This is a genomic window from Komagataeibacter europaeus LMG 18890, assembly GCF_000285295.1.
GTDB lineage: Bacteria > Pseudomonadota > Alphaproteobacteria > Acetobacterales > Acetobacteraceae > Komagataeibacter > Komagataeibacter europaeus.
Map to the genome: position 1 here is coordinate 22,742 of NZ_CADP01000029.1, position 12,769 is coordinate 35,510.

Below are 12,769 nucleotides of genomic sequence, written 5' to 3' on the forward strand. Positions count from 1 at the left end.
TATGTTACGGCGGATTTCACCACCGTTGCGCCGAAGGTGCCCGGTCGCATCGACCGCGTGATCGCGCAGGATAACGAAGCCGTCCACCCCGGCGAGGAACTGGCCCATATCGAGGACGAGGACTATCGCGCAGCACTGGAGACCGCCCGGGGCGAAAGGGAAGCCGCACAGGGTGACGTTGCGAACCTTGAGGCCGAACTGGTGCGCCAGTCGGCCCTGATCGCACAGGCGCATGCCAGTGTCAGCGCGGATCAGGCGCAGCTTGTCTTTGCCCGGCAGAATGCGCGGCGGTACCACAACCTGTCGGCGGACGGGTCCGGCACGCTGGAACAGAACCAGGACAGCGCCGCCCGCCTGCTGGAAGCGCAGGCCCGCCTTGACCATGACAACGCGGCGGTCGAAGCAGAAACCGATCAGGTCGCGGTCCTGCGCGCGCGCCTGCTGCACGCACAGGGCGCGCTGGAACAGGCGCGCGGGCGCGAACATACGGCGGCGCTCAACCTGTCCTACTGCACCATCCCCGCCCCGGTCGAAGGCGTGGTGGGTGAACGTGGCGTGCGCGTAGGGGCCTATGTCCATGCGGGCACCGCCCTGCTGGCGGTGGTGCCAACGCAGGCGGCCTACGTGCTGGCCAATTTTCAGGAAACGCAGCTGACCCATGTGCGCACCGGGCAGCGCGCGACCATATGGGTCGATACCTTCCCCGGCCACCCGCTGCATGCCCATGTGGACAGCCTTGCGCCCGCCACCGGCGTCGCCTTCGCCCCGATCCAGCCGGACAACGCCACCGGCAACTTTACCAAGGTGGTGCAACGCATCCCGGTCAAGCTGGTGTTCGACCCCGGACAGAAGATGGCGGAACTGGTACGCGTCGGCATGTCGGTCGAAGCCCGTATCGACACCGTAACCCCGCCCGATGGCCCCCACGCGACGGAGGCCCGCTATGTCTGGCAGTAACGTCATGCAGGCCGCGCGCCACCCGCGCGCCGCGCTGGCCTTCGGCATGATCGCGCTGGTTGCCACCGGCTGCACGGTTGGCCCCGACTACCATCGCAAGCCCCAGCCTGCGCCCGCGACATGGCATGACAGCCTGCCGCCAGCCGAAAGCCATGTGACCGATGCGACAGTGGACGCGCAGTGGTGGACCATTTTCAATGACGCCACCCTGACCGCGCTGGAAACGCAGGTGGCGCAGGACAACCTTGACCTCAAGGCCGCGTCATGGCGCTTTGCCCAGAGCATGGCCGAACGCCGTATCGCCAGCGCCGCCCAGTTTCCCCATGCCGAAGCCAATGCGTCCTATGCCCGTGAACGCGCCAGCACCAATGGCATACTGGGCCTGCTGGGCACAATGGAACAGCAGGGTGCCGGCACGATCGCCAGCGGCACGCAGGGTTTTGGCCCCACGGCCATGCCCGGATCGATCGGTAATCCGTCCTTCAACCTGCCGCAGTACGGCATGAACGCGGCATGGGAAGTGGACCTGTGGGGACATGTGCGCCGTCAGGTCGAAGCCGCCACCGCCGCCATGCACGCGACGGAGGACATGCGCCGGGGGCTTATGGTCTCGCTCATGGCGGAAACGGCGCAGGACTACCTTGACCTGCGTGGCGTGCAGGCGCGCATGGCCATTGTCCGGCAGAACATCGACCTGGCCAGCCATACGCTGCACCTGACCACGCGCCGCCTGGACGAAGGGGCCGCGACGCGCATGGACGTGGCTGATGCATCGGGCCAGTACGAGGAATTCCGCTCCCGCCTGCCGGTGCTGCAGGACCAGGAGGCGCATCTGCTCAACGCCCTGAGCTTCCTGGTTGCCCGCGAACCTGGCGCGCTGACCCAAAACCTTGGACCGGGCGGCGGCGTGCCGCCGGTGCCGCGTGAAATTCCCGTGGGGCTGCCATCGCAACTGGCGGAACGGCGGCCTGACATCCGCATGGCGGAAGAACGGCTGCATGCCGCCACCGCCAGCATTGGCGTCGCCATTGCCGATTTCTTCCCGCGCGTGACGCTGTCAGGCAGCCTTGATGTGCAGGCGCTGCAGTTCAGCGGGCTGGGCAGCTGGGCATCGCGCCAGTATGGTTTTGGCCCGACCGCGACCTTTCCCATATTCGAGGGTGGACGGCTGACGGGGCAGCTGCGCCTGCGCAAGGCGCAGCAGAAGGAAGCCGCCATCATGCTGCAGCGCACGATGCTCAAGGCATGGCAGGAAATCGATGATGCGATGGCCGACCTGTCATCGGCACAGAACCAGCGCGACCGGCTGGCCGCCGCGGTGGAGCAGAACCAGATTGCCGTGCGTACGGCACAGCGCCAATATACCGAAGGTGCGGCCGCGTTCCTGAACGTGTTGGAAATGCAGGACCGGCTGCTCGATACACAGTCCCGCCTGATCGAGGCGGATGTCGCGGTCTCGACTTCCGTCACCCATCTGTACCGCGCACTGGGCGGTGGATGGGAAAGCCGTTATCCCCTGCCGCAGCCACGCCGGAAGAAAGGCTGAAAAAAACTCTTATTATTCACGAATATGACAGGAATTATTCCACTCCCGCCGTCATGGCGGCAATACAGGCCGTAGCCGTACGGCTGATCCCGTCAAGGCAGGCCAGTACCTCCAGCAGCCTGGCATTGCCGGGATCAGCCTTTCCCATATGGGCCAGCCGCCTGCGCGTGGCCCGGACCATGGCGACGCCACGCGGGCTGACCGGCCGGTAGCGCACCAGCACCCGCAACAGTTCGGTAATGACATCCGATACCGTATCGCGCCGCTGCCGCTTGATCTGACGCAGCAGCAGGATATTCAGCCCGACAGAAGAAAACATGAGCATGAGCCGAATACCGGCGGTAGCGGTGCGGTCCCCTTCCTGTGCCGCGTGGCGTACCATCCGCCCGATCCGGTCCACACTGGTACCAATCCACCACTGGGGTGACGGCGGCAGGGGCACAAGGCACAGTCGCCGCAGTTCACCACGTATATGCATGCCAAAGCGCAGCCGTTCATCCCGCGCGCGAAATGGCAGGACCAGCCGGAACACCAGCACGCTCAGCCCCACGGCCAGAACCGTGTGGAACGCACCATTCAGGAACGTGATTTCATCCACCCGGCTCTGGTTGCCGGGCATGAGCAGATTCGGCATGAGCAGCCCTTACGCCGCCGCGGCCCCCGCCGTGCCCCGGTTGCATTTGGCAAGGCCGCCCACAAACAGGAATACGCCCAGCACGAAGGCGAATTCCTCATAATCCGTCAGGTAAGGCAGGATCCACAGGTCAAGGCTGCCCGCGGCGACAGCCGACCACACCGCCCCCGACAGGAACCGCGTCGTGCCCACAACCGGATTTTCACGCGTGGCGAACAGGCCGCAGACCAGCGTGGTAATGGCAATGAAGCCCATGCCACCGGGCCACGCCGTGCATTCATAAACAAAAGCCGCCAGCATGATGGCCGCGGCCCCGCGCAACCCGTTATAGAACGCCAGCCGGATATCGCGATGTCCCCCCAGGTGGAAACGGAAACGGTCATGCGGTGGCGGGCTGAAAATGGCATGGCAGTGTTCCAGCGCCGTTTCCAGATCATCCATCGTGGCCGCGAGTACGCCATGGGTAATGCGGGTCGTTTCCTGATCGCCGCGCGCCGCACGCCGTTCAAACAGGGTGCGCAGGTGCATGACCTGCGCCCGCACGCCATCCAGCGCACCGGATTTCAGCCGACAGGCCGCCAGCCGGTCACACAGATGCAGCAGTTGCCCCCGTGTGTCCGCCATGACCCCGTCATCAGCCAGCATGGCGCGTTCCGCCCCGCCGGACAGGCCGACAAGGCGGGTCAAGAGAATCGAAACCTCCGCCAGTACGGCACGCGCGTGATCGCCCGCATGCACCTGCCGCCCCATTTCGATGGCCGGGAATTCCAGCCCCTGATGGACCGATACCACCATGTCCGAAAACTCACCGGCATGGACCAGCGTGTCACGGTCATGCAGCACGATTTCACGCAGCAGCGTTCCCAGCCGGTGCAGCACGTTTTCCACCTGCGCCACCATGGTGGCCTGCGCGCGCGTGGACAGGCTGATGGTGAACAGCATGGCCATCCCTGCCTCGCACACCACGCCCAGGATGATGTAGGTGGCGCGTGAAATGCCGATGAAAAACACGTTGTCCGGCGCGGATGCCGCCGCAACCGCAATGATCGAACAGGTATAGCCCGACAGCACGAAGGCATAGGAACGGAAGTTCAGGCAGAACGTGGCAAGGAAACTGCACAGCCCGATCCATGTCGCCACGGCGGGAAAGAACAGCCATGACTGCTGTGGAAAGGCGGCAATGAACACCACCGCCGCGACAGCGCCGACCAGCGTGCCCACGATACGCCACCGCGCCTTGGACATGCTTTCGCCCCGGCGCACCTGTGCCACCGACCATACGGTCGCGACCGCCCATTGCGGGCTGTCCAGTTCCATCCACAGCGCAATGGCCAGCGCCACGATGGATGCAATGGTATTACGCAGCGCGAACGCCACCGCCTGTGGCGTGGGACAGAACAGCCAGCGCAGCATGTCCCCACCCACAGGCCAGCGCACACCCGGCCCGGGCATGAAGCGGGAAATATTCATCTGATCCTGCCCGTCATGGCATGGCGGACACGTTTTACTTCCCCTTACGGAAGCCGTTTGCCCATGGAAATCGTCTCAGGGCGACCTAGCGGGCGGGAACCGCCTTTTCATACGGGCGGTACCGCGCGGTCCATACGGCGCCCTTCAACGCGGTCTCGACTGTTTCGGGCGATGCCTGGGGGGCCACACCTTCCGCCTGTCCCTGCCGGATCACGGCCCGTGCCACGGCCATGGCCACGGTGCGCAATTCGGATACGGGCGGCAGCAGCGGGACTGTCGCCCGATCATCCGCCCCCGCGGCGGGCGAAAGCCCCGCCAGCGCGTGGGCCGCGGCAAGGAACATGCCATCCGTCATGCGCGTGATGCCACCCGCCACCACCGCAAGCCCCACGCCGGGAAAGACATAGGAATTGTTGATCTGGTCCACCGGGCGCTGGCGTCCGTCATACGCCACCGGGGCGAACGGGCCACCGGTGCCGATGATCGCGCGCCCCACCGTCCATTCCAGCAGGTCGGCCGGTGTCGCCTCGATATTGGCGGTGGGGTTGGACAGGGCGAAAATGACCGGGCGCACGGACTGACGCGCCATGGGGGCCACGATGTCACGGGTAAAGGCCCCGCCCTGCCCCGATGTGCCGATCAGCATGGTGGGACGGACATTTTCCATTACCTCGGCCAGCGTGACATGGGCGGGATCGGCCACATTCCATGTTGCCGCGATATCGGCAGGCTGCACGAAGGGACTCTGGCCTTCGGTCACGCCGTCCATGCCCGCACGCACAAGGCCGTTGATATCGACCATGAAGAAACGGCGATTGGCCTCATCAGGCGTCATGCCGTCAGTCACCATCATCTGCGCCAGCAGGTCGGCAATGCCGCAACCCGCGCCACCTGCGCCAAAAATGACGATCCGCTGCTGCGCCAGCGGGGCCGCGCCGGCACGGATCGCGGCCAGAAGCGCACCCGCCGTGACCCCGGCCGTGCCCTGGATATCGTCATTATAGGTACACATCCCGCCACGATAACGGCGCAGGATCCGCAGCGCGTCCGCGCCCGACAGGTCTTCCCAATGCAGGGCGATATTGGGCCAGCGCGCGTTCACGGCATCCACGAATTCGGCAATGAAGGCGTCATAATCCGCCCCGCGCACGCGTTTGTGCCGCCAGCCGATATATTCCGGGTCTTCCAGCAACGTGGCGTTATCCGTGCCGACATCCAGCAGGATGGGCAGCGCGCGGGCCGGGTCCAGCCCGCCACAGGCGGTATAAAGCGACAGCTTGCCAATGGGGATGCCCATGCCATTGGCCCCCTGGTCGCCAATGCCAAGGATGCTGCCGCCATCACTGGCCACGATCACGCGCACCCCGTCCCATTGCGGGTCAGACAGGATTTCGGCAATGCGGTCCCGATCGCTGTAGTTCAGGAACAGGCCGCGCGGCCGGGTCCAGATATGGCTGAATTCCCGGCAGGCCCGGCCAATGGCGGGTGTGTAGATGATGGGCAGCCACGCTTCCAGCGCCTGATCGATAATGGCGTAGAAAAGCGTTTCATTCCTGTCCTGGATTTCACGCAGCGCAATATGTCGCGAAAAGTTGTCCGGCAGCGCCGCCAGTCGCGCACGGGCAAGGTCGGCCTGTTCTTCCAGCATCGCGATGCGTGCAGGCAGCAGGCCATGCAATCCGAACAGGTCACGTTCACGGCTGTCGAATGCATTTCCCTTGTTCAGAACTGGACAATCCAGAAGTTCCCTGCCTGACAGCGCTGTTTTGAGGGAAGTGTGACAGGTGGACTGGACTGTATCCGACATAAGAACCCGATATTGCGATAACAGTTGAAGAGTGCGCAGGATACGGATCTGCACATCTTCGTGTAGGGCATACGATTGCACGCCAACCGTACGTCAGACGCAATCATGGGACGCCTTATGCCGGATGAAATCAGTGACCTGAAGTTTTTCTGCATCCTGACCGCATCGGGCAGCATTGCCGGGTGCGCACGCGCCATTGGCATGTCGCCTGCCGCCATGAGCCGCCGCCTCAGCGCCATGGAAACCCGCCTGGGCACGCGCCTGGTCACGCGCACGTCGCGCCATTTCGCCCTCACGGCGGAAGGCCAGCGCCTGCATGAGCACGCGGTCAGGATCATGCAGGAAGTGGAGGAAGCCGAGGCCGAACTGACGGCGCGCGCCGGTATTCCGCACGGCCTGCTGCGCGTGGGCGTGCCATCGGAAATCGGGCGCAAGCTGCTGGCCGGTGTCGTGGCCGCCTTTGTCGGGCAGTATCCCGATGTCACCGTACACCTGACCCTGTCGGATGCGGGGCTGGATGTGATCGATGATGGTCTGGACATCGCCATCCGCCCCGGCATGCCATCGGATCAGGAAGTCATGACTACCAGCCTTATAAACAGCCGCCGCGTGGTATGTGCCTCCCCCGATTACGTCGCGCGCCGGGGGTTGCCCGCCACACCGCATGACCTGCTGAAACATGACTGCATCTGCCTGATCCGCCGCCAGCGCATATTCAATGAATGGGCCTATCTGGACGGCAAGGTGCGCAAGGAAATCCACGTCACCCCCCGCCTTGCCACGTCCAGTAGCGAGGTCGTACATGACTGGGCTGTAAACGGGCGGGGTATCGCGCTGAAAGTGCTGTGGGATATTGCCGATGACCTGAAATGCGGTCGGCTGATCGAATGCCTCAGCACCTATGCGTGGGAGGACGTGACACTGTATGCCGTCTATCCATCCCGTGCGCATCTCCCCTCGCGCACGCGGTTTTTCCTTGATTTTGTCCGACGTGAACTGCGCCAGAACTATTTCGGTACGTAAGGGGCCGCCATGACGGGGTCTAACGCCGCCTTTTTGAAAAAAGCAGGATATTCACGACCGCCCACCGTAATTTGCCCGAATGCGTTCATCGAGATAATCCCGGGCGGTAATGGGCGCGTATTTCTTCCGTGGCCCCTGAATGACCGCGTCACGGTTGGCCTGACAGAAAAACGGCAGTGACAGGCGCGGGCCAAGATACTCATCGCGCCGGGGCATGCGCACCCGGTGCAGGGTGGATTTCAGGCGGTCATCGCTCCAGCGCATCAGCATGTCACCGATATTGCACGTAACCGCGCCCGCCACCGGCGGCACGTCGGTCCATGCCAGCGTATCCGTGCCCCGTGCATCCGCGTCCCTGCCGGGACAGACCTGCAGGCCGCCCTGCCCCGGCCGCTGGTGCAGCAGGGTCAGGCAGTCGAAATCGGAATGGGCGCCAGCACGCCAGAATTCGAAATCCGCGTCACGGGCATTTTCCATGCTCATGTAATGGATCAGGCGCAGGGTACTCTGGTACTGCGCGGATGCGGGATCGTGGTTACAGGTAAAGAAATCCGCATCGAACCCCAGCCTGATTGCGAAGCACGACAGGATTTTCATCCCCAACACCCAGTTCTGGCGTTCGAAACGCCGCATGCGGGCCTGAAATCCGGGCAATGTGCTTTCAGCGGGCCATGTATCCGCTCCCATCTGCGGCAGGGTGATCTGGTAGGATTCCTTGTTATCCGGGGTGCCGGTGGATGGACGGACCTGCGCGCGGTATTCCCACCCGACATTGGAGCCGGGGCGGCGGGCGTAATGCGTCTTCTGCTCCATGGGCAGTTCAAAGAACCGGCCGGCCGCGGCAAAGGCAGCGTCCACGTCCGCCGTGTCAATACCGTGATTGATGACCTGAAAGAAACCGACCCGTGTTGCGGCGTCCCACAATGCATCGGTAATGACGGGTTTGCGCCTGTCGTAATCCGACAGGTCGATCATGGGTATGTCGCGGGTAATGCAGGTGCCCTGCCCGCCGATCATGGCCTCACGATCAAGTTCGGGCCGCGCGTTGCCATATGGGGGTACGGGTGAAGGGGACATGCGGTGTTCTCCGGCCAGAAGGTTCTTCCTGCCGGGCACGCGGGGTATACGGGCATGGCGCGATCTTCCCGTCCCGGTGCAACCGGGGGTAATGAAAACGCACCATTATATATTATGCCCTGTATGCCAGCGGCCCACAAATCAGGAACTGATTGGTGTGGAGCAATGCCCAGGATAAAATCCCGACCGCTTCTACTCGCCCCATGACAACACCATGCCGGGGCATTTCCCGTCAAGACCGGAAACCACGCGGGTTGGCCCTATCCCTGCGGCAGCCAGACGCTGCAGCATGTACCCTGTCCCGGCGTGCTGGTTATGTCCAGACGGCCACCATGACGGTCCACGATATGCCGGACAATGGCCAGCCCCAGCCCCGTTCCCTGATCGCCCCCATTACGCCCGGCAGGCTGTGATACACGATAGAACCGTTCGGTCAGGCGGGGCAGGTGCTGCGCCGCGATGCCCGGGCCGTTATCACGCACCGAGATCACAAGCCCGCCGGTTTCCAGCCACTGCGCCGCGACATCGATACGCGCCACGGCCGGTGGCGCGGGGCGGCCATAACGCAGCGCGTTTTCACACAGGTTGACCAGCACCTGCAAAATCTGGTCCGCATCCCCCCGCACCGTGCCGGCAGGCGGGGCATGGATGATGACGGCAGCGCGGTCTTCCGCCGGTTTGCCCTGCAGTTCATCATTCAGACGCGCAAACAGGTCAGGCAGCACGACCTGCCCCTGCGGGCGCTGGTGTTCAAGCATCTGCACGCGCGACAGGTACAGCAGCCGATCAATCAGGCGCTGCATGCGGCCTGCCTGCCGGGCCATGATGGCAAGGAATTTCTGCCTTGCCACGGCGTCGTTCGCGGCAGGCCCCTGCAATGTTTCGATAAAGCCGATCAGGGCGGCAAGCGGGGTGCGCAGTTCGTGGCTAGCATGGGCGACAAAGTCACTGCGCGCACGATCCAGCGCATCACGCGCCGTGGCGTCCAGCAGCACCACCACGCAGGCGGAATGGCCATGCCATGACCCTGCCTTCACGAAAGCCTGCACCACGCGGCGGACGGGCACATCGGCCTCGATCCGTACCTCGCTCACGCCGCCGGGTTGCAGATCGGCCACGGCGCGCTGCAGGGCGGGATGACGGATCAGGGTGCCCAGCCCTTCGGCAAATTCAGACTGCGCACGGGTCGCGGCATGCAGAAGCCGCCCCCCGCGCGACAGCACGACCAGGGCGACAGGCAGTTCATCAACCGTAATCGTGTCCGCATCCCCGATGGCGACAGGGTCCGCCAGCGCGCGGGCGGGGAACCGGCGCATCCCACCGGCGGAGGACGCGGCCAGGTGCATGCCATACCCCCCCGCGACCGCCCCGATCACCAGCCCCACCACCATCAGAACAAGCGCTGTCACCCCATTCTCCTATTCCCGGCCTGCGCAGGGCATGACACGGGCGATACCATGATGCCGGGACAGCGGAAAGCAGAATGATTTTTGTAATAAAATTACAATTTGTGCGGTGCAAAATTAATATAATTCCGTACATATTGACATTTCGATAATTTTAAAATATGGGTCGATCATCATAAAAATAAAAACAATGGTTGAATAAAATCATGATCCACCCGATCCCGCACCGCAGCACATCTGTCCGCTTTTCCGAATGCGTCCTGTACGTGCCCGTACCCTGATACGGCAGCACGTACCCCAGGCATCCTTGCCGCGTTTTCACGCCCCGCCCCCCGGCCCGGCCACGAGAAAATCGACAGATGACGAGACAGACACGCCGTGCCCATGACCGGCATGGCCGCCATCCATTCCCCCATGCATGCCGGTGGCTGCTGGCCGTAAGCACCATGGCGCTGCCAGCCCACCGCGCCCTTGCCCAGGCGGCATTGCCTGCCGCCCCCACGGTTCCCTCCCTTGTCACGTCCGGCGCGGTTTCCGCCATGCCCGCAACAGCGGTGGCGCCAGAGGGCATGACATCGGAACGCCAGATCAGCCTCAACCTGGATGTGGAACGCCTGGGCCCGACGCCCGCAGCCATCCGCAGGCCCCCCAACACGCCCATTCCGCCCAGTGGCGTGCCGACCTACCCGTCTGCCGGGTTGGCAACCATGAGCGTCGCACCCGTCAGCAGCCCCGGTGACAACCGGGCGTTCCACAAGATCGAACTGGACGCCATCCTGACCCATCACGAGGGGCCGTCCGGGCTGCTGCCCGAATGGATCGACGCGCAGCATGACACCGACCTGGAGGACCCGTACTATGTCCCCACCGCTGGCAGTGGCCATCTGGTCCCGCAACTCAACCCGTTGCGAAAGAAGCTGCTGGATCATGGCGTAAGCTTCGCCTTTACCTACAAGGGCGAAGCGATGGGCGTGATCAATGGCGGCGTGGAACGTGGCATGAGCTACGTGCATGAACTGACCGCGCAGGTGAACTTCGACCTTGAAAAAATGGCGGGGATAACCGGCTGGTCGGTCCACACGCTGGTGATGGAGCGCGCGGGCCATGCCGTAAGCCATGACCGGGTGGGGGAATATTACGTCAACCTGCAGGAAGTCTATGGCCTGTCGGGCAACGTGGTGGCCCACCTGGTGGATTTCTATGCCGAAAAAAAGATGCTGGACAACCATCTGGACATCACCTTCGGCCGAATGGCGCTGACCCATGTGTTTGCAACATCCCCCCTGCTGTGTTCGTTCATGGTCACGTGTTCCGCGCCCGTGGCGCTGAAGCTGGACCCCGGTTTCAGCGTGTACCCGAAGGCGACATGGGGTTCGCGCATCCGCCTGCGCCCCACGCGTGACACCGCCATCCAGCTTGGCGCGTATTCGGTCAGCGCCCTGACCGACAACCCCAGCGGCTGGGCCTGGGGCAGTGAGAAGGCGACCGGCCTCATGCTGCCGGTCGAATTCACTTGGCAGCCCTTCCTGACCCGCAACCGCCTGCCGGGGCATTACGTGCTGGGCTATGCGCATGACACCACGCGCTATCCTGACCAGATCGGCATTGGCCTGCCCCCTGCCCTGCGCACGGCGGCGGGACATCAGCGCTCGGCGCCGATGGACATGTTCTGGTTCGAAGGCGACCAGATGGTCTATCGCCGGGGTGGGCGTAACCAGATGGCGGGTGGCTACCTGATGGCGGGTTACATCCACAACACCCCGCATGTCACCTCGATTTCGGATGAAGCCTATGGCGGCCTGTCCTTTGCCGGTGTCATTCCGTCGCGGGTTACCGACCGGCTGGGCATCATGTACTCATGGTACCATGTCAGCCACCGCAAGGAGGAAGGGCAGATCCTGCGGTATGAAGCCGGTTATTCGCTGGGCACCGCCGTGCGCGCGCCACAGACGGATTCCCATATCATCGAAGCCTATTACGCCATTGACGCGATGCCGGGCATACTGGTCCAGCCGGAATTCGAGTACATGATCCGCCCGGGCTAGACCAAACATATTCCCAATGCCGCGCTGGTCGGGCTGAAGGTCATCGCCAACCTGTAATATGCCTGTCGCGTATTGGTGAAAAAAGCCCCGTGTCCCCTGTGGTGCGGGGCATTTTCGTGCCCGGGTTGTAATTGATAATGCGAATTTGTTGCATTTGAGAGACGCACGGAAACGAAGCGTTTCTGGCGTTATTGCGAATAATTATCAAAATAGCTATGCAGCCTTCATGCAATTAAGAGGCTGTTGCAATATGACAAACCAGACCATCCGCCAGAAACTCAGGCCTTTCTCCCTGCTCACCGCTTCCATGGCGCTGGCCTGCGCGGCCACGGGCGCACAGGCCGCGACACAGGACACGACATCCACATCCGCGACCGGCAGCAGTAAACAGGCCCGGACAACCACGGCGTCGGATACCGATACGACGGCTTGCAGTTACCCATAAATTTTTTCTTCTGTAATTTGATAGGAGAGAGCACCTGTAACGATATCTGCCAGGCGAGACATTCCTCTCCAGATAACAGTTGTTCCGGGCGGAGCATCGGAAGCGCGATCAAGGTAACCACCCAGTCTGGCGACTGCCCGGATGTAAAAATCCAGGTCTGGTGAAGTGCTGAGTTTGCGTATGGGTGTGAACTGTTCGAGTATTTGGCGTTCCACATCTGTAAAAACGGTAGAAGGCGACGTCCCTGGTAATTCACGCCTGAGCATTGTTATCCATGAGATACGCCAGGCCACCACGCAGCATAAGGCGATACAGTTTGCGAGCCGGCCTGCGGTCGTTAGGCGGAGCTCTTCAAGCTT

General features: G+C 63.0%; 8 protein-coding genes and 2 pseudogenes. 5 read left to right on the forward strand and 5 right to left on the reverse strand.

What is annotated here, in order from left to right:
* Together GEU01_RS22600 and GEU01_RS10440 are read left to right on the forward strand one after the other, a co-directional pair.
* Positions 1–957: pseudogene (locus tag GEU01_RS22600) on the forward strand (HlyD family secretion protein); the annotation flags it as partial.
* Positions 944–2,503, forward strand: coding sequence for an efflux transporter outer membrane subunit (locus GEU01_RS10440; RefSeq protein ID WP_373321441.1), 1,560 nt, complete (start codon positions 944–946; stop codon positions 2,501–2,503). The pseudogene GEU01_RS22600 and the gene GEU01_RS10440, both read left to right, overlap by 14 nt.
* Positions 2,504–2,537: 34 nt before the next feature.
* On the opposite strand, the pseudogene GEU01_RS22605 reads toward GEU01_RS10440, so the two are convergent.
* Together GEU01_RS22605 and GEU01_RS10450 are read right to left on the reverse strand one after the other, a co-directional pair.
* Positions 2,538–4,607: pseudogene (locus GEU01_RS22605) on the reverse strand (FUSC family protein).
* Between the two features lie 85 nt (positions 4,608–4,692).
* The gene (locus GEU01_RS10450; RefSeq protein WP_019086039.1) at positions 4,693–6,414 is read right to left on the reverse strand and encodes an NAD-dependent malic enzyme; all 1,722 of its coding nucleotides are present in this window, start codon (positions 6,412–6,414) and stop codon (positions 4,693–4,695) included.
* Positions 6,415–6,519: 105 nt separating this feature from the next.
* Between GEU01_RS10450 and GEU01_RS10455 the strand changes: the two genes are divergently transcribed.
* Positions 6,520–7,437: a LysR family transcriptional regulator gene (locus GEU01_RS10455; protein ID WP_232272490.1), complete on the forward strand. Its 918-nt coding sequence runs from the start codon at positions 6,520–6,522 to the stop codon at positions 7,435–7,437.
* A gap of 51 nt (positions 7,438–7,488) precedes the next feature.
* Here GEU01_RS10455 and GEU01_RS10460 read toward each other — a convergent pair whose 3' ends face one another.
* Both GEU01_RS10460 and GEU01_RS10465 read right to left on the reverse strand, forming a co-directional pair.
* Entirely contained in the window at positions 7,489–8,514 is a 1,026-nt protein-coding gene (locus GEU01_RS10460; RefSeq protein ID WP_019086041.1) for an isopenicillin N synthase family dioxygenase, read from the reverse strand.
* 260 nt (positions 8,515–8,774) lie between these two features.
* Positions 8,775–9,923: a sensor histidine kinase gene (locus GEU01_RS10465; RefSeq protein WP_026018659.1), complete on the reverse strand. Its 1,149-nt coding sequence runs from the start codon at positions 9,921–9,923 to the stop codon at positions 8,775–8,777.
* 356 nt (positions 9,924–10,279) lie between these two features.
* On the opposite strand from GEU01_RS10465, the gene GEU01_RS22610 reads away from it, so the two are divergent.
* Together GEU01_RS22610 and GEU01_RS10475 are read left to right on the forward strand one after the other, a co-directional pair.
* Entirely contained in the window at positions 10,280–11,965 is a 1,686-nt protein-coding gene (locus GEU01_RS22610; protein WP_019086043.1) for a carbohydrate porin, read from the forward strand.
* A gap of 250 nt (positions 11,966–12,215) precedes the next feature.
* Complete coding sequence (locus GEU01_RS10475) at positions 12,216–12,410, forward strand: hypothetical protein (RefSeq protein ID WP_019086044.1); 195 nt, start codon at positions 12,216–12,218, stop codon at positions 12,408–12,410.
* Here the strand turns inward: GEU01_RS10475 and GEU01_RS24280 are convergent.
* A partial coding sequence (locus tag GEU01_RS24280; protein WP_269719726.1) for an IS4 family transposase occupies positions 12,401–12,769 on the reverse strand: 369 nt, incomplete at its 5' end. The two genes, GEU01_RS10475 and GEU01_RS24280, sit on opposite strands and share 10 nt — an antisense overlap.